This window comes from Ruegeria sp. BG8 (assembly GCF_056538325.1).
In genome coordinates this window covers 147,114-164,789 of record NZ_JBQFSZ010000008.1, presented here as the reverse complement: position 1 = coordinate 164,789, position 17,676 = coordinate 147,114, and the positions used below count along the sequence as shown (strand labels likewise).

At 58.7% G+C, this 17,676-nt stretch carries 16 protein-coding genes; 8 read left to right on the top strand and 8 right to left on the bottom strand.

The window, feature by feature from the left end; genetic code table 11:
- Positions 1 to 63 precede the first annotated feature (63 nt).
- Both mutM and ACR0DG_RS15980 read right to left on the bottom strand, forming a co-directional pair.
- The gene (mutM, locus tag ACR0DG_RS15985; protein ID WP_480698205.1) at positions 64 to 915 is read right to left on the bottom strand and encodes a bifunctional DNA-formamidopyrimidine glycosylase/DNA-(apurinic or apyrimidinic site) lyase; all 852 of its coding nucleotides are present in this window, start codon (positions 913 to 915) and stop codon (positions 64 to 66) included.
- Positions 873 to 1,559 (bottom strand): hypothetical protein, encoded by a 687-nt coding sequence (locus tag ACR0DG_RS15980; RefSeq protein ID WP_480698207.1) that lies wholly within the window; start codon positions 1,557 to 1,559, stop codon positions 873 to 875. Before ACR0DG_RS15980 ends, mutM begins: the two co-directional genes overlap by 43 nt.
- Positions 1,560 to 1,719: 160 nt before the next feature.
- Between ACR0DG_RS15980 and ubiE the strand changes: the two genes are divergently transcribed.
- Both ubiE and ubiB read left to right on the top strand, forming a co-directional pair.
- A complete protein-coding gene (ubiE, locus tag ACR0DG_RS15975) occupies positions 1,720 to 2,472 on the top strand; it encodes a bifunctional demethylmenaquinone methyltransferase/2-methoxy-6-polyprenyl-1,4-benzoquinol methylase UbiE (protein ID WP_480698209.1) in 753 nt (250 codons plus the stop codon).
- Positions 2,472 to 4,001 carry a 2-polyprenylphenol 6-hydroxylase gene (gene ubiB, locus ACR0DG_RS15970; protein WP_480698211.1) on the top strand — a complete coding sequence of 510 codons (1,530 nt, stop codon included), beginning with the start codon at positions 2,472 to 2,474 and terminating at the stop codon, positions 3,999 to 4,001. The genes ubiE and ubiB overlap by 1 nt, the downstream gene beginning before the upstream one ends.
- A gap of 97 nt (positions 4,002 to 4,098) precedes the next feature.
- Here ubiB and ACR0DG_RS15965 read toward each other — a convergent pair whose 3' ends face one another.
- Positions 4,099 to 5,274 (bottom strand): acetyl-CoA C-acyltransferase family protein, encoded by a 1,176-nt coding sequence (locus ACR0DG_RS15965; RefSeq protein WP_480698213.1) that lies wholly within the window; start codon positions 5,272 to 5,274, stop codon positions 4,099 to 4,101.
- A 115-nt stretch (positions 5,275 to 5,389) separates the two neighbouring features.
- On the opposite strand from ACR0DG_RS15965, the gene ACR0DG_RS15960 reads away from it, so the two are divergent.
- The 6 genes from ACR0DG_RS15960 to ACR0DG_RS15935 all read left to right on the top strand — a co-directional run bounded on the left by ACR0DG_RS15960 (position 5,390) and on the right by ACR0DG_RS15935 (position 11,157).
- The gene (locus ACR0DG_RS15960; RefSeq protein WP_480698215.1) at positions 5,390 to 5,953 is read left to right on the top strand and encodes a helix-turn-helix domain-containing protein; all 564 of its coding nucleotides are present in this window, start codon (positions 5,390 to 5,392) and stop codon (positions 5,951 to 5,953) included.
- A 246-nt stretch (positions 5,954 to 6,199) separates the two neighbouring features.
- The gene (locus ACR0DG_RS15955; protein WP_480698217.1) at positions 6,200 to 7,387 is read left to right on the top strand and encodes a glycine C-acetyltransferase; all 1,188 of its coding nucleotides are present in this window, start codon (positions 6,200 to 6,202) and stop codon (positions 7,385 to 7,387) included.
- Positions 7,384 to 8,334, top strand: a complete 951-nt coding sequence (locus ACR0DG_RS15950; protein WP_480698219.1) for a PLP-dependent cysteine synthase family protein — start codon at positions 7,384 to 7,386, stop codon at positions 8,332 to 8,334. Before ACR0DG_RS15955 ends, ACR0DG_RS15950 begins: the two co-directional genes overlap by 4 nt.
- 19 nt (positions 8,335 to 8,353) lie before the next feature.
- Positions 8,354 to 9,382 carry an L-threonine 3-dehydrogenase gene (tdh, locus tag ACR0DG_RS15945; protein ID WP_480698491.1) on the top strand — a complete coding sequence of 343 codons (1,029 nt, stop codon included), beginning with the start codon at positions 8,354 to 8,356 and terminating at the stop codon, positions 9,380 to 9,382.
- Positions 9,383 to 9,444: 62 nt separating this feature from the next.
- Positions 9,445 to 10,329, top strand: a complete 885-nt coding sequence (locus tag ACR0DG_RS15940) for a tryptophan 2,3-dioxygenase (protein WP_480698221.1) — start codon at positions 9,445 to 9,447, stop codon at positions 10,327 to 10,329.
- Positions 10,330 to 11,157: an alpha/beta hydrolase gene (locus tag ACR0DG_RS15935; protein WP_480698223.1), complete on the top strand. Its 828-nt coding sequence runs from the start codon at positions 10,330 to 10,332 to the stop codon at positions 11,155 to 11,157.
- Between the two features lie 63 nt (positions 11,158 to 11,220).
- Here the strand turns inward: ACR0DG_RS15935 and ACR0DG_RS15930 are convergent, their stop codons facing one another.
- From ACR0DG_RS15930 to rimP, 5 genes are all read right to left on the bottom strand, one after another.
- Positions 11,221 to 11,982, bottom strand: coding sequence for a caspase family protein (locus ACR0DG_RS15930; RefSeq protein WP_480698225.1), 762 nt, complete (start codon positions 11,980 to 11,982; stop codon positions 11,221 to 11,223).
- Between the two features lie 315 nt (positions 11,983 to 12,297).
- Positions 12,298 to 14,772: a translation initiation factor IF-2 gene (gene infB / locus ACR0DG_RS15925; protein WP_480698226.1), complete on the bottom strand. Its 2,475-nt coding sequence runs from the start codon at positions 14,770 to 14,772 to the stop codon at positions 12,298 to 12,300.
- A gap of 8 nt (positions 14,773 to 14,780) precedes the next feature.
- Positions 14,781 to 15,404 (bottom strand): RNA-binding protein, encoded by a 624-nt coding sequence (locus ACR0DG_RS15920; protein WP_480698228.1) that lies wholly within the window; start codon positions 15,402 to 15,404, stop codon positions 14,781 to 14,783.
- 24 nt (positions 15,405 to 15,428) lie between these two features.
- The gene (nusA, locus tag ACR0DG_RS15915; protein ID WP_480698230.1) at positions 15,429 to 17,039 is read right to left on the bottom strand and encodes a transcription termination factor NusA; all 1,611 of its coding nucleotides are present in this window, start codon (positions 17,037 to 17,039) and stop codon (positions 15,429 to 15,431) included.
- On the bottom strand, positions 17,039 to 17,629 hold the full coding sequence (rimP, locus tag ACR0DG_RS15910; RefSeq protein WP_170386826.1) for a ribosome maturation factor RimP: 591 nt from the start codon (positions 17,627 to 17,629) through the stop codon (positions 17,039 to 17,041). The genes nusA and rimP overlap by 1 nt, the downstream gene beginning before the upstream one ends.
- Positions 17,630 to 17,676: the final 47 nt, after the last annotated feature.

Below are 17,676 nucleotides of genomic sequence, written 5' to 3'. Positions count from 1 at the left end.
GTGTAAGCTTCCGGTTGTTCCGTTCAGATACGATTCATTATCACGCGAAAACCTTGGATCAAGTTATCTTTGGCATTGCGCACAGTAGAAGGATGAGCGACCGGACTGGGTGATTCTTTTTATAGCAGCGCCGCAACCCTCTGTCCGACAAGGCTCGCCCTCGCGCCCGTAAACGTCAAAGCTGTGCTGAAAATATCCAAGTTCTCCATCAGCTTGCCGGAAATCGCGCAAAGACGATCCACCGGCCTGAATGGCGTCTTGCAGCACCTGGCGGATGATAGGAACCAACGCCGCGACACGCTGCACTGAAATCTGTCCCGCCTTGCGACGTGGCGACACTCCGGCGCGATAAAGTGCCTCGCAGACGTATATATTCCCCAATCCGGCAACGATTCCCTGATCCAGCAATGCTGACTTCACCGGTGTGTTCTTACCTCGAAACGCATCGACCAGGTGTTGTTCGTGAAAGTCATTCCCCAAAGGTTCTGGCCCCAGAACCGACAGAAGCTTGTGTTCGTCCGCTGTGGCCGTCGGCAACAGATCCATAGCACCGAACCGGCGCGGGTCGTTGAATGTGACGCGCGCGCCATTTGCCATGTGAAACACCACATGGTCGTGTTTCTCGGTTTTGGGATGGTCGTGCACGAATTGCCCCAGCGGATCGCCCGAGACCGTCATACGCCCCGACATACCCAAGTGAATCAGCAGCGTCTCACCACTGTTGAGATCAGCCAGAATGTATTTCGACCGGCGGCGTAACCGCTCCACCCTCTGACCGGTCAGGCGCTCGGCCATACGTTCAGGGAAAGGCCATCGCAAATCGGGGCGGTTTACATCCGCGCGTTCGATCACCACCCCTTCCATCGCAGGCGTTAACCCACGGCGGACCGTTTCGACTTCGGGAAGTTCCGGCATGCCTTCTCCTGATTTGCTGCAAGGGCACGTTCCAGCGCCTGCACCATTTCATCATGTCCGGTTACATATTTCAGAATCCGCGCGGTCTTCCCATCCGAAAAACGCAACACGTAGTTTCCGTTGTGTCGCAGCCTTATCTGGCAGAGCTTGGTCAGGTCAAAATACCGCCGTTGAAAAAAGGGGGTCATGGTTGCCAATTCCGATCCGTCAATCGTAACGAAATTGGCGAAATGATAGATCAGCGTATAAACAACCAATGCCACGAGGCCCAACTTTATCAGAACGGCCGTTTCAGGATCACCAACGGGTATGAACAGTTCGGACGGGGCAAGCTCGGGCCTTATGAAGCCGATGTAAACAAGAATACACAGCACAATCGCCGTGACCGCAATTACGCCGGGTGTGGCGCGAAAGGTCAGGCGGGTCAGCGATTGCTGCGCTGGCCTTTCACTGCCGGCGCGCAGCATAGACTCGTTTACGATATCATTGGGAAAGTGTCGCGCGGCCGCGTCAATCTTGTCCGCAAAACTTCTGGCGCGATGCACCCTGAGGACGGTGAGAAACACCGCTCTGACCCGCCACAATATGAAAACAAAGGACAGGATCACCCCCGCCCAAACGGCAAAACTTGTATAATCTGACATCTTTTAAATAACTGCTTTTTAGACAATTCAGATTCTACCGAGCGAGTGTGGAGAATCTAAGGCAACCCAGCGCCTCGAACCACCTGCTACCTTTTCGCGCGATTGTCTTCCCTGCCGCGGGGCCTATAAGGATGAACAACACTGACAAAGGCATCCTTTCATGTCCGACACCAACGACAAGACCACTCATTTCGGCTTTGAAACCGTGCGTGAGGCTGACAAGGCCGGGCGTGTGCAGGGTGTGTTTAACTCGGTCGCTTCGAAATACGACGTCATGAACGACGTGATGTCCATGGGTATCCACCGGGTCTGGAAAGACGCGATGATGGACTGGCTGGCCCCGCGCCCCGGTCAGCGCCTGCTGGACGTTGCAGGTGGTACGGGTGATATCTCGTTCCGCTTCCTAAAGCGTGCAGGCCACGGTCACGCCACTGTTCTGGACCTGACCGAACCGATGCTGGTCGAAGGTCGCCAACGTGCCGAGGCCGACCAGATGTCGGACAGCCTGAACTGGGTGGTGGGCGACGCCATGGCCCTGCCGTTCGAGGATAACACGTTCGATGTCTACACAATCTCGTTCGGCATCCGAAACGTCACCCGCCCGCAAGAGGCCCTGAACGAGGCGTTCCGCGTTCTCAAGCCCGGCGGTCGTCTGATGGTGCTTGAGTTCAGCCAACTGCCCAATGACGGTTTGCAAAAACTCTACGACCTCTACAGTTTCAACGTCATCCCACGCATGGGCAAGCTGATCGCGAATGACTACGACAGCTATCAATATCTTGTGGAATCGATCCGCAAGTTCCCGGATCAGGAAACCTTTCTGGGAATGGTCCGCGCTGCTGGTTTTGAAAACGCCAAATACCGCAACCTCAGCATGGGCATCGCCGCGCTGCATTCCGGCTGGAAAATCTGATGCGCGGACCCCACAATATTATTCGCCTGATCCGCACAGGCGCCACTCTGGAGCGCACCGGTGCCATGAACGTTGTACTGGACGCGTTCGAAGCCCCGCGCGCCCTGCGCATCGTGGCGCATACCCTCGGCAAACCCTTCCAATGGCTGGGTTATAAAGGCGACCCTGAAATGCCGCCCGCGACCCGCGCACTGACAGCTTTGGGTCCGGCCTATATCAAGTTCGGTCAGGTCCTCTCGACCCGCCCCGATGTGGTCGGCAACGAACTGGCCGCGCAATTGCGCGTGCTGCAGGACAAGCTGCCCCCCTTTTCCAAAGCCGAAGCCATGGCCGAGGTTGAGCGGGAACTGGGCCAACCCGTCTCGGAAATCTTCAGCGATTTCAGCGAACCCATCGCCGCCGCGTCCATCGCCCAGGTCCACAAGGCCAAGCTGACCAGCACGGGCGAAGACGTCGCCGTCAAGGTCCTGCGCCCCGGCATCGAACGCGCCTTTCGCAAGGATGTTGACGCTTTCTATTTCGCCGCCCGCATCGTTGCGCTTTGCGCCCCGGGCGCCCGCCGCCTGCGCCCGATGGAGGTGATCGAGCATTTCGACGGCGTCGTGCGCGGCGAGCTTGACCTGCGCCTCGAAAGCGCCGCGGCCTCGGAATACGCCGCCAACACCAAAGACGACGCAGGTTTCTGGCTGCCCCCCGTGGTCTGGTCTTTGTCCGCCCGCCGCGTGATGACCCTCAGCTGGGCCGATGGCATCCCGCTGGGCGACAATGACGCATTGGACGCAGCGGGCCACAACCGCCGCGATCTGGCCGAGCGGGTCCTGCGCCTGTTCCTGCTGCATGCTCTGCGCGACGGCTATTTCCACGCCGACATGCATCAGGGCAACCTCAAGGTCGCCGCCAACAGCGATATCATCGCCTATGACTACGGCATCATGGGCCATATCGACGAGTATACTCGCCGCGTCTATGCCGAGATCCTCTTCGGCTTCATCCGCCGCGACTATAAACGCGTGGCCGAGGTGCATTTCGAAGCAGGCTATGTCCCCGCAAACCAGGATGTCGACGAATTCGCCCGCGCCCTGCGCGCAGTGGGTGAGCCGATCTTCGGTATGGATGCCACCCATATCTCGATGGGCCGTCTGTTGAACTACCTGTTCGAAGTCACCGAACGCTTTGGCATGGAAACCCGGACCGAGCTCATCCTGCTGCAGCGTACCATGGTTGTGGTCGAAGGGGTTGCACGGTCGCTGGACCCACATATCAACATTTGGGAGGTCGCGCGCCCGGTCGTCGAGGATTACATCAAGAAATCAATCGGCCCCCGCGCAGCGTTGCGCGACTTTGGCAAAACAGCCCTGGTGCTCGCCCGTTTTGGCCCGCGCCTGCCGGATCTGGTTGAAAACGCGTTGATTGCTCAAACCCAAAAAGACGAAGCGCGAAGATCGCCTATTTGGTCCACGGCGCTAACCGCAGCGGTCGGAGCCGTCGCCGGTGGCGCGTTGGTCCTACTGCTGAACGCGATCAGCTAGTGACGTCTCACCTGCTTCATCTGGCCAAAAATATCCTCGGGGGGAATCGCGCCATGGCGCGATGGGGGGCAGACAGCCCCCCTGCAACGGCCCCAGATCAGAGCCGTTCGATGGCCAAAGCAATACCCTGACCACCACCAATGCACATGGTGATCAAACCTTTGGTACCGCCGGTGCGCTCTAGTTCGTAAAGCGCCTTCAACGTGATGATTGCGCCGGTTGCACCCACCGGATGACCCAATGCGATCGCGCCACCGTTGGGATTCACTTTTGCAGCATCCAAACCCAGCTCTTTGTTGACCGCCAACGCCTGAGCCGCAAAGGCTTCGTTGCTTTCGATTACGTCGAAATCCGTGATCGACAAGCCGGTCTTGACCAATAGGTTCTGCACAGCCGGAACCGGACCAATACCCATGACCTCGGGGCGAACGCCGGCATGGGCATATCCCAGAATACGCGCTTTGGGTTTCAACCCAGCTTTTTCAGCGGCGTCTGCCCTTGCCAGAACCATAGCCGCCGCACCATCGTTGATGCCCGACGCGTTTCCAGCCGTGACGCGCCCCTCTTTCTTGAAGACCGGGCGCAGGCCTGCCAGCACCTCAGTGGTCGTGGCCTTTGGGTGTTCATCGACCTTGAAATCCACCATGTCCCGTTTGACCTTGACTTGCACGGGCGCGATCTGGCTTTCGAAATAACCAGCCTCAATCGCGGCTGCTGCACGATCCTGGCTGGTAACGGCGAACGAATCCATCTGTTCACGGGTGATCTGGTGTTCATCCGCAACGTTTTCTGCAGTGACACCCATATGGCCGGTACCGAACGGGCAATTCAGCGCGCCCAACATCATGTCCAGCGCACTGACATCGCCCATCTTTGCGCCCCACCGTGTCTGCTGCATGATGTGTGGCCCGCGCGACATGCTTTCAGCACCACCTGCAACCGCAAAATCCGCGTCACCCAACATCAGGGACTGTGTGGCCGAGACGATCGCCTGTGCCCCCGACCCGCACAAACGGTTTACGTTCATCGCTGGAGTTCCGTTCGGAATGCCGGCCTGCATCGCCGCGACACGGGAAAGGTACATGTCGCGTGGTTCAGTGTTGATCACGTGGCCAAAGACGACATTACCGATCTGTGCGCCCTCAACACCCGATCTTTCCAACGCCGCTTCGGTTGCGACGGTCGCCAAATCGATAGGGGCCGTGGATGCCAGGGCACCGCCAAAAGTTCCGATGGCAGTACGCGCACCGTCCAGAATCACCACATCAGTCATATTATTCTCCTCCAGAAATCTCGGGCATTATGCACCTGCAGCATAATCTTTAAATCGGACTCTCTGTCACGCCCCGAATTGACATTACCGTGTGCAAGGCGCACTAGATTCCGTCATGACGGAAAACCCAGACGATATCCTAACACTTTTGCCTGCCCGGCTAAAGGACGCCCGGCGCGCAAAAGGGCTGTCTCTTGAAGCAGTTGCCAATCTCAGCGGCGTTTCCAGATCCATGGTCAGCCAGATCGAACGCGGCGAAAGCAGCCCGACGATTTCGACGCTATGGAACCTTACACGAGCCCTGCAGGTCGATTTTGCGGGCCTGTTGGAAGATGGCAAAACCGCCGACCAGATCGAAGTTCTCAGGGATTCCGAAGTACCCAGTATCGACAATATGGGTGAAAAATGCCGAATCCGCATCCTCTCCCCTCCAGAAGAGGCTGGCGGCCATGAAGTTTACGACATTCGGTTCGACGCAGGCGGGGCACTGAACAGTCAGCCTCATGCCCGAGGTGCGCATGAGCAATTGACGGTACTTGATGGTGCCGTGCGTGTTACCTCGGGCTCTGCGGTCAGCGATTTGAAACAAGGCGACACGGCGCGATACGCGGCAGATGTTCCGCATGCCATCACGGCGGATGGCCCCGCGCGCGTCTTTCTTATTGTCAAAAACGCCTGATACACAAAACGCGCGGGTGTTTGTGGAAACACTGTTGTTCATTCAGATTGGGTGTCTTGTCGTCTGCAATTCGGCCGTAGACTTTCGGATGAGGGTCAGCACCCTGAATACATGCCAGTAAAAACTGGGGTTCAGGGCACATATTCTGAATTTCCATTATTATGGATTTTTTTCCGTAATTTCGAATTCCCCTATTTCGGATTCTTTTCCGTTATGGTAGATACACCCTCATGCTAGGAGGATTCGATGTCTCAAGATTTCCTGAACCACGTCGCTGACACGCTTGATCAAATCCGGGCCGAGGGACTTTTCAAGACCGAGCGAATGATCACCTCGCCTCAGGGCGGTGAGATCACTGTGGGCGACAACCGGGTCATCAACCTTTGCGCCAACAATTATCTGGGTCTGGCCGATCATCCCGCACTGATCAACGCTGCCAAGTCCGCGATGGAGCCCAAAGGGTTTGGCATGGCCTCAGTTCGCTTCATTTGCGGCACGCAGGATATCCACCGCGAGCTGGAACAGAAGCTGGCCGCGTTCCTGAACAAGGACGACGCGATCCTGTTCGCGGCCTGTTTCGACGCGAACGGAGGGCTGTTTGAGCCTTTGTTAGGGCCTGAAGATGCAATCATCTCGGACAGTCTGAACCACGCCTCGATCATCGACGGGGTGCGGCTGTGCAAGGCCAAGCGCTATCGCTATTTGAACAACGACATGAATGACCTCGAAGCGTGGCTGAAACAGGCGCGCGAGGATGGGGCGCGGCACATCATGATCGCGACCGATGGCGTTTTTTCCATGGATGGCTATCTGGCCAACCTGCCGAAAATCCGTGAACTGGCCGACAAATACGATGCCATCGTCATGGTGGATGACTGCCACGCCACCGGCTTCATGGGCCCGCGTGGAGCGGGTACGCCGGACCATTTCGGCGTCGATGTGGACATTCTGACGGGAACTTTGGGCAAGGCACTTGGGGGGGCAATCGGCGGTTACATCGCCGGGCCGCAGCCAGTGATCGACCTGCTGCGGCAGCGGGCGCGGCCCTATCTGTTCTCAAACTCGCTGCCGCCCTCCATCGTCGCCGCCGGGCTTGAGGCCATACGTCTGGTCGAACAAGGCGACATTCTGCGCGCCCAATTGTTCGGCAACGCCAAATACTGGCGCGCAGGTTTGGAGAATCTGGGGTTCGACCTGTTGCCGGGCGAACATCCCATCATCCCCGTGATGCTGGGCGAGGCCACTCTGGCGCAAGAGATGGCGTCAAAACTGTTTGACGAAGGCGTCTATGTTTCGGGCTTTTTCTTCCCGGTTGTCCCGCGCGGTCAAGCGCGGATCAGAACGCAGATGAATGCGGCCCTGACACGCGACGAACTGGACCGCGCACTGGCTGCCTTTGGCAAGGTCGGCAAGGACCTCGGAGTCATCTCATGATCCTGCCCTCTGTCATTGGCGCGATGGAGAACACACCGCTGGTCGACCTGTCGCGCGTCTGCACGCAGCTTGATCTGGACGGGCGCATTCTGGCCAAGCTGGATTACCTGCTGCCCGGATTTTCAAAAAAAGACCGTGCGGCCCGTTCGATCATTGAATTGGCCCGCGCCGACGGTACGCTTGCGCCGGGGCAAACCGTGGTCGAGCTGACCTCGGGCAATATGGGCACGGGTCTGGCCATCGTCTGCGGTATTTTGGGTCACCCCTTTGTTGCGGTGATGAGCGCCGGAAACTCGGTCGAACGCGCCCGTATGATGCGGGCGCTGGGGGCTGAGGTGATCATCGTACCCCAAGCCGACGGTAGCAAACCGGGCGAGGTCTCGGGTGCCGATCTGGCGCTGGTGGATGGGGCCGCGCAGCGCATCACGGCCAAGCGGGGCGCCTTTCGCGCCGATCAGTTCGGTCATTCCGGCAACCCCAAGGCCCACCAGACAGGCACCGGGCCTGAAATCTGGGACCAGTCCGGCGGATCCGTAACGGCCTTTTGCGATTTCGCCGGATCCGGCGGGACGCTGGCCGGGGCCGCCGCCTATCTGACCCCGCACGGCGTGCGATGCTATGCCGTTGAACCCGAAGGCGCGCGGGCCATCGCCGGGGAAACCGTGACGGCCCCTGATCACCCGATTCAGGGCGGTGGCTATGCCATGGACGATCTGGCCCACCTGACCGATACCGCGCTTGCAGGCCATCTGGCTGTTTCCGGTGCGCAAGCTCGCGATTGCGCACGCCTTCTGGCCCGGGCCGAAGGGATATTCGCCGGCTACTCGGCCGGCGCCAACCTTGCGGCGGCCATCCAGCTGTTAAACGGGCCGGAAAAGGGCGGTTGCGTCGCAATTGTGATGTGCGACAGCGGCCTTAAATACCTGTCCACCGATCTTTGGGAGTAATCACATGCGACCCAACACCATGAAAGCGCTTGAGAAATCAAAACCCGAGGAAGGTCTGTGGATGGTACAGGCCCCGGTGCCCGAGATCGGCCCGGATGAGGTTCTGATCCGCGTCAACAAGACCGGCATCTGCGGCACTGACATTCACATTTGGAACTGGGATGACTGGGCCTCGGCTACGGTGCCTGTTCCCATGATCACCGGTCACGAATTCGCCGGTGAGATTGTTGAGATGGGGCGCAATGTGACGGGGCTTGAGATCGGCCAGCGCTGCTCGGGCGAGGGCCATCTGATCACCAATGACAGCCGCCAAAGCCGCGCGGGCAAGTTTCACCTCGACCCCGGTACGCGCGGTATTGGCGTGAACGAACAGGGCGCGTTTGCCCAATACCTGAAGCTGCCTGCGTTCAACGTGGTTCCCCTGCCCGATGACATACCGGATGAGATCGGAGCAATTCTTGATCCGCTCGGCAACGCCGTGCACACCGCACTGAGTTTTGATCTGCTGGGAGAGGATGTTCTGATCACCGGCGCAGGCCCCATTGGAATCATGGCGGCTGCCGTCGCCCGGCACGCAGGCGCGCGGCATGTCGTGATCACCGACATCAACCCGGATCGCCTCAAACTGGCCGAGCACGTTGTGCCGACCGTGCGCAGCGTAGATGTGTCTCAAGAAGACCTGCAGGACGTCATTTCCGAGCTAGGCATGACACAAGGCTTTGACGTCGGGCTTGAAATGTCCGGCTCCCAAGCTGCGCTGGATCAGATGGTCGAGGCACTTGTGATGGGTGGCAAGATCGCTCTGCTGGGGATCCCGCCCGGTAAATCCCCGGTTGACTGGTCTCGCATCGTCTTCAAGGCCATCACAATCAAAGGCGTCTATGGGCGCGAGATGTTCGAGACCTGGTACAAGATGATCGCCATGTTGCAGAACGGCTTGGACGTCAGCCGTGTCATCACCCATCGGTTTAGCGTCGATGACTTTACCCAAGGGTTTACCGCGATGAAGTCTGGCCAATCCGGAAAGGTCGTTCTGGACTGGACCTGACACGCTGGATAGGTGCAAAATAAGGCTCTAAAAAGGTCAAAAACACCGCATCAGAGGTCAGCATGAGTGACAAGGAAGACAGGTTTCTGGAACGCGGAATCGAGGAGTCTCTGGTCACTGATTTCGCGGAAACTCACCGCAAATCCTATGGCGATTTCCTGCAGCTCAAGACCCTGCTGAATCTGCAAAAGACATTTCAGGATCCCGCCCAACCCGATGAGATGCTGTTCATCATCATCCATCAGGTCAGCGAGTTGTGGCTGAAACTGATGCACCACCAACTGGTCGAAGTGCGCCGGTTTCTACAGCAAGACGACTTTGGCCCGGCGATGAAAAACCTAGACCGCGTGAAGGCAATCCAACGACAATTGATTGCATCTTGGGAAACCCTGCTGACGATGACGCCCAGCGATTACATGACCTTTCGGCAGGCTCTGGGCAGTTCATCTGGGTTTCAAAGCTATGGCTACCGCCAGATCGAATTCATTCTGGGCAACAAGGACGCCGCGACCCTGAAAGTTCACGCGCACGACAGCGACGTCATGGAAATGTTGACTGCCGCGCTCAACAAGCCGTCGCTGTATGACGAGGTTTTGCAGATGATGGCCCGGCAGGGGTTTTATGTACCGGATGATCTGCTGGATCGGGACTATGCGCAGCCTTATTCCGGTGACCCTCGGGTCGTGAAACTGTGGGTGGAGGTGTTTCGCGACACCGACAGATATTGGGATCTGTATGCGCTGGCCGAAAAACTGATGGATGTTGAATCCTTGTTCCAACGCTGGCGTTTTGATCATGTCACCGCGGTCGAGCGTGTGATTGGCAATCAACCGGGCACAGGAGGCTCAAGTGGTGTTTCGTTTCTGCGCAAAGCCTTGGATTTGCGCTTTTTCCATGATCTTTACGACGTACGCACCGAGCTGATGTATTCGGAACAGGAAGATTAGATGCTGTATCGCGGCTTTACGCAAAGTGAACTGGATCAGGAATATTCCCCACGGTCGATGATCGGTGGCGACCTGACGCCCTATATCGACAGCTACGCTGCGCTCAGCGCGCAAAACCGTGCGCAGATGGACTGCCAACAGAACCTTGCCTACGGAGACGCGCCCGCGCAGGTGCTGGATTTCTTTCCGGCAAAAGGCGCAGGCGCACCGCTGCATGTGTTCATCCATGGCGGTTATTGGCAGGCACTCAGCCAGCGTGAGTCCGCGATGATGGCCCCGGCGCTGATCGAGGCCGAGCAGTCCTTTGCCGCCCTGAACTACACGCTCGCCCCCGAGGCCCGCATCGGCGATATGATCGAGGAATGCCGCAACGCTCTGCTCTGGCTGGCGGCACATGCACCTGACCTTGGGTTCGATCCATCGCGTGTCACGTTATCAGGGCACAGTGCAGGTGGGCATTTGGCGGCCATGGTCATGGCAACATCGGCTGATGCGCTGGCCCGTGCCGGCCTGCGCGTGCGCGATGTGATCCTGATCAGTGGGGTTTACGATCTGGAACCGATCAGCCTGACGCCCGTCAACGACCCGCTGCAACTGACCCCGGTTGAGGTGCACGACCTGTCGCCCATCCTGCACCTCCCCGCCCCCGGCCCGCGCTATCGCGTGACCGTGGCCGAGCGCGACACGCCGGAATTCATTCGCCAGAGCCGGGACTATGCGGAACTGCTGCGCAAGGGCGGGCATTCGGTGAGTTTCGATCTGCAGAAGGGGATGCAGCATTTCGACATCATCATGCATCCGGGAACGTTTTTGACCGAAACCCGATAGGCAATGGTCTGGGGCTTCAGACGGATTCAAAGACTAAAGATAACACTGCGGGCACTAGTCCCTTCAGCGTACAGCCGGGTCCTTCATACCTATTTTGATGTTTAACGACGACCGGGCCCAAGGGGACTGAATGCCATCCGTTTCGCCAATCACATCAGTTCGCACTTGTTCGAACATAGGCTCTAAAGACAGGCTAGAAGTACTGATCGCACGTGCAATCGCGGATGTGTAAGGGCTATTTGTACCGGTCCCGTCCAAGGCGACTTCGCCGGGGCCTGTTGCGTACGCGATCAGATTGTTCGGCCTGGCAGTCATACGTGCAAGCCCGTCGCCCAAGTCCACGATCACATCCGATTGGTTGCCAAATGGATTATCGCGGCAAGCATCCAGGATCATGACACTAACAGCTTGTGGCGTGTGAACGCGGTCCAGTATCCACTCCGCCGGAACGGCTTGGTTTGCGATATCAGCCTCGGACTGAATGTTCACACCCAGCGGTAGAAGGTAGTTAAAACCATCGCTGCGCACACCGTGCCCCGCGAAATAAAACACGGCCAATGCCTCGGACCCCGCCGCGCGCACTGTGCTGGCAAAGGTCTCAACTTCACCCGTCATCTCATCAAGGTTCGCATCTGTCAGCGTCGTTACTTCGAAACCGGCACCCCGCAATGCGTCGCTCATCAGACGGGCGTCGTTGACAGGATTATCAAGCGCCGGGACATTTGTGTATGCAGCGTTACCAATCACCAAAGCGAACCGCTCATGCGCCGCGGATGGTCCAGCCAACAGCGTGAAAATAATATGAAGCACCGCCAAAATACGCATCGATTGAATCTCCAAGTTTACCAAACCAGAGACGCCAACCGATCGCTTCCCAGCAACTACCTGTTGCGCGTTCCCTCAACCAAAACGAGTAACAAATCAGAGCTATGCTTCCAACGCCTATATGTTGAAGGCTACTTTGTACCTTGCGTTTAACACATGGTCAGTTTCATCTGCCTTCGAGCAAACAACTTTTTGGGGCTTTGCGCTGCGTACGTCCCTAATAAAACCAAAAAAACAGACGAATTATCTGCGCGATCCCACAAAAAACAGCGGCCCGAGAGGACCGCTGTTTGTTGATTTCTGCAAGCTACCGGATCAGTCCAGTGTCCGTGTAACCTCTTCGCGCTCGAAGATTTCGATCACGTCGCCTGCGCGGATGTCGTCGTAGTTTTCGAACGCCATACCGCATTCCTGACCCGACTGAACCTCGGCCACTTCGTCCTTGAAGCGCTTGAGCGTTTTCAGCGTGCCTTCGTGGATCACAACGTTGTCGCGCAGCAGGCGGACACCGGCAGAGCGACGCGCCACACCTTCGGTGATCAGACAGCCAGCGACCTTGCCGACGCCAGTGACCTTGAAGACTTCGCGGATCTCGGCGTAGCCGATGAACTTTTCGCGGATCTCGGCGCTCAGAAGGCCCGATGCGGCGGCTTTCACGTCGTCCACCAGATCGTAGATCACCGAGTAATAGCGGATCTCGACACCTTTTTGGTTCGCGGTGTTCCGCGCCGAAGCGTTGGCACGGACGTTGAAGCCGAAGATCGGCGCGCCGGAGGCTTCGGCCAGACCCACGTCGGTTTCGGTGATCGCACCCACGCCCGAGTGCAGGACACGCACGCGTACCTCATCGTTTCCGATCTTTTCCATCGCCTGAACGATGGCTTCGGCCGAACCTTGTACGTCCGCTTTCATCAGAATCGGCAGTTCGGTGACGTTTTCGTCTTCTTTGGCCTTCTGCATCAGCTGCTCAAGGGTGGTCGCGGCACCGGCGGCGGCGCGTTTGTCCTTGGCGGCTTGTTCACGATAGGCGGCGATTTCACGGGCCTGCGCTTCGGTCTCGGTCACGTTCAGAACGTCACCCGCTTCGGGCGTACCGTTGAGGCCCAGAACCTCAACCGGAACCGAGGGGCCAGCTTCTTTGACGCGGTCGCCCTTGTCGTTGATCAGCGCACGGACTTTACCGTATTGCTCACCCACAACGAAGATATCGCCTTGGCGCAGCGTTCCGTTCTGGACCAAAACAGTGGCGACGGGGCCGCGGCCCACATCCAGCTGCGCCTCGATCACGGCACCTTGGGCGGCGCGATCGGGGTTGGCTTTCAGTTCCAGAATCTCGGCCTGCAGCGCGATGGCTTCCAGCAGTTCGTCCAGACCCTGACCGGTGATGGCAGAGACTTCGACGTCCTGAACCTCACCCGACATTTTCTCAACGATCACTTCGTGTTGCAGCAGATCGGTGCGGACCTTGTCCGGGTTCGCATCGGGTTTGTCGACCTTGTTGATCGCCACGATCATCGGCACTTCGGCCGCTTTCGCGTGGTTGATCGCCTCAATCGTCTGCGGCATCACCGCGTCGTCGGCAGCAACCACCAAAACCACGATATCCGTGACCTGAGCACCGCGCGACCGCATCGACGTAAACGCCGCGTGGCCCGGAGTATCCAGGAAGGTCAGCGTGGTGCCGCCATCGGTTTTCACCTGATAGGCACCGATATGCTGGGTGATACCACCAGCCTCACCGGCCACAACGCGCGCATCGCGGATTGCATCCAACAGCGAGGTCTTACCGTGGTCAACGTGACCCATGATGGTGATGACCGGCGGACGCGGCTGCAGATCATCATCGCTATCTTCGACTTCCTTGATGACGTCTTCAACATCCGAATCGGATACGCGAGTGACCTTGTGGCCGAATTCTTCGATAATCAGTTCAGCGGTGTCAGCGTCGATGGTCTGGTTCTGAGTAACCATCATGCCCATCTGCATCAGCGATTTGACAACGTCAGCCACACGCTCGGCCATACGGTTGGCCAGCTCCGAGACCATGATCGCCTCGGGCAGCTGTACATCGCGGATCACCTTTTCCCGTTCGACCGGACCGCCCATGGCTTTCTGGCGCGCACGCTCTTGCTTGCGCTTCATCGACGCCATCGAACGCTGGCGATTGCCCTCGCCACCTGTGGCCTGACCTAGTGTCAGTTTACCCGAACGACGGTTGTCATCACGGCCTTTGCCACGACCGCGCTGCTCACGCTCACGGTCCTGCTTGCGCGGGGCTGCGGCGGGCGCGGGTTTGCTGGCCGGAGCACGGGCAGCCTTGGGTTCTTCGGGTGGAGGTGCAGCGGCAGCGCGTTTGGCGGCTTCTTCCGCCTCTTTGCGTTTACGCTCTTCCTCTTCCGCCTTGGCGCGGGCGCGTTCTTCAGCTTCGCGCTGCTCGCGTTCCTTGGCTTCCTGTTCCGCACGACGGCGGGCGCGCTCTTCTTCACGCGCTTTTTCTTCGGCCTCACGGGCCGCAGCCTCTTCGGCCTCGCGGGCCTTGGCAGCCTGCAAAGCTTTCATCCGGCGCGCCATTTCCGCGTCGGAGATCCCGGCTGGGCGGCGCGACGGATCACCCGAAGGCGCAGCTCCGCCACCCGGCTTGCTGGCACCCGGCTTGGGGACCACCACGCGTTTGCGCTTGGTTTCCACCACGACATTTTTGGTGCGTCCGTGGCTGAAACTCTGTTTCACATTTCCGGGGCGTGCCCCGCCACGAAGACCTAATGTCTTTTTGCCGTCATTATCGCTCATAAAGCTTCTTACCCTTCCGCGCGGCCCCTGCCGCCGTCATCCGTTTCGCGCAAGCCACGCAGGCGCTGCGCTTCCTCTACAACACGTTTGGCGAGTCCGCCAGAGGCCAGCGCCGCATGAATCACGGTTTGGCGCCCAAATGCCGCCCCTAACTCGTCCGCCGTCAGCCAACCGATGTATTTTCCGAAGTGCGGCGTGCTGAGTTTCGACTTGCCGCGCCCCGATCCATCAGAGGCCTGAATCAGTACCTGGGCCTCTTCCCGGTCCAGCCACGTCTTGACCTTTTCATATCCGGCAACCGCGTCACCGGATTTGCGCGCCAGGCTGATCAGCTCGATCACCCGCCGCGCGACTTGCTTTTCAACCTCGTCTGTCAGGTCCTTTGACGCGCTGACCTGCGCCTTGAACCCACGAGAGAACAGTTTCTTGCCAACGGCCTTGTCCAGCGCGGCGCGATCCGCCGCCACATAGACCCCACGTCCCGGCAGTTTCGCCGCAACATCGGGAAAGACCTGACCGTCCGGCCCCATCACAAAGCGGATCAGCCCGTATTTGGGCTGAACCTCGCCCGTGGCGATGCACTTGCGCTCGGGGCCTTCCGACCGATCCTTATGGACGCCACCGCGACCCATTCACGCCACCCCGAGGCCCTGAGATCAGGCCTCGGCCTCCTCTTCGACGTCGCCGTCTTCTTCTGCCTGTTCAAGCTCGGCCGGATCGACCCAGCCCAGCATGATACGGGCGGTCATAACCAGATCCTGCGCTTCTTCCAGCGTTACGCCGAAAGGCTCAAGCACACCGTCATCCTTGATGCGCTCGCCGTCGACCGTGGTCCAGCCACCGGCCAGTTCCCAGTCGGCACAGGTTGCGAAGTCTTCCAAAGTCTTCACGTCATCCTTGGCCAGCGCCTCTACCATCTGGGGTGTGAGGCCCTCGAATTCAATAAGGCTGTCCTCGGCACCCAATGCACGGGCTGCATCCAGCGCCGCTTTGGCTTGTGCTTCCAGGAATTCGCGGGCACGGGTTTGCAGTTCCTGCGCAGTGCCTTCGTCAACACCGTCGATTACCAGCAGTTCGTCAATCTCGACATAGGCGACTTCTTCAAGGTTGGTGAAACCTTCGGACACCAGCAACTGGGCAAAGAACTCGTCCAGATCCAGGCTTTCCATGAACAGCTGGGTGCGGGCTTCGAACTCTTTCTGACGACGTGCCGATTCTTCGGCTTCGGTCATGATGTCGATGTCCAGATTGGTCAGCTGGCTGGCCAGACGAACGTTCTGACCGCGGCGACCGATGGCAAGGCTCAGTTGTTCTTCGGGTACCACGACTTCGATCTTGCCGGCTTCTTCGTCCAAAACCACCTTGGAGACCTCGGCGGGCTGCAGCGCGTTCACCAGGAAGGTCGGCTGATCTTCGTTCCACGGGATGATGTCGATCTTTTCGCCCTGCAGTTCGTTCACAACGGCTTGCACGCGGCTGCCGCGCATACCAACGCAAGCACCCACAGGGTCGATCGAACCATCATACGAGATCACGGCAATCTTGGCGCGCGAGCCGGGGTCACGGGCCACGGCTTTGACCTCGATGATGCCATCATAGATTTCCGGCACTTCCATCTTGAACAGCTCGGCCATGAATTCCGGCGCAGTACGCGACAGGAAGATCTGGTGGCCACGCACTTCGCGGCGCACTTCCTTGATGTAAGCGCGCACGCGGTCATTCGGGCGATAGCTTTCGCGACCGATCTTGTCGTTGCGGCGCAGAACAGCCTCGGCACCGCCCAGATCGACGATGACATTGCCAAACTCTTCGCGTTTGACCGCACCGTTGATGATGGTGCCTGCGCGATCCTTGAACTCTTCGTACTGACGGTCACGTTCCGCTTCGCGCACCTTCTGAAGGATCACCTGCTTGGCGGACTGAGCGGCAATACGGCCCATTTCAACCGGCGGGACTTCTTCCACGAAGACGTCACCGACCTCGGGGTTTTCCATATACTGTTTGGCCTGCTCGACGGTGAACTCGGCCTGATAGTTCTCAAGCTCGTCATCCTCGACAACGGTGCGCACGCGGGTAAAGGTCGCCTTGCCGGTCTTGCGGTCGATGGACACGCGGATGTCCATCTCGGCCCCGTAGCGGCTCTTGGCGGCGCGGGCGAGCGATTCCTCCATCGCTTCGACAACCAGACCGGGGTCGATCATCTTTTCGCGGGCCACGGCCTCGGCGGTCTGCAGCAGCTCCAGCTGGTTGGCTGAGGTGATTGCCATCAGTTCGTCTCCTCTTCGGACCCTTCGGTCTCAATCTCGTCGAAAGCGTTTTCGTTCAGGGCACCAGCGTCTTTGCGCTGGCGCAGCATTTCCTTGATCAGATCATCGGTCAGCACCAGCTTGGCGTCGCTCAGCCAGTCGAATTGCAGACCGATGGTGATCGTCTCAGACCCTTCGGGGATGTTGATCAGAACCTCATCCCCTTCGATCCCGGCCAACTCGCCTTTGAAGCGGCGACGGCCGTCGATCAGTTCGGCGGTCTCGATCTTGGCCTCATAACCCTCGAACGTCTCAAAATCCTTGAGACGGGTCAGAGGGCGGTCGATCCCGGGGCTGGATACCTCAAGCGTATAGGCGTCAAGGATCGGGTCTTCGACATCCAGCGTGGCGCTGACGGCGTTGGAAATCTCGGCGCAGTCATCGACTTCGATGCCCCCATCAGGCTTGTCGGCCATGATCTGCAGCGTGGTCTGCTTGCCGCTCATCAAACGGATGCGCACAAGCTCATACCCCAGATCTTCGATCACGGGGGTGATGATCTCGGCCAGTCGCCGGTCAATGGCAGCTTTGGCTATCAGGTCGTTTGTCATTCGGGTCTCTACCCTTCAATCGGGCACAAAAAAACGGGCGCGCGGCC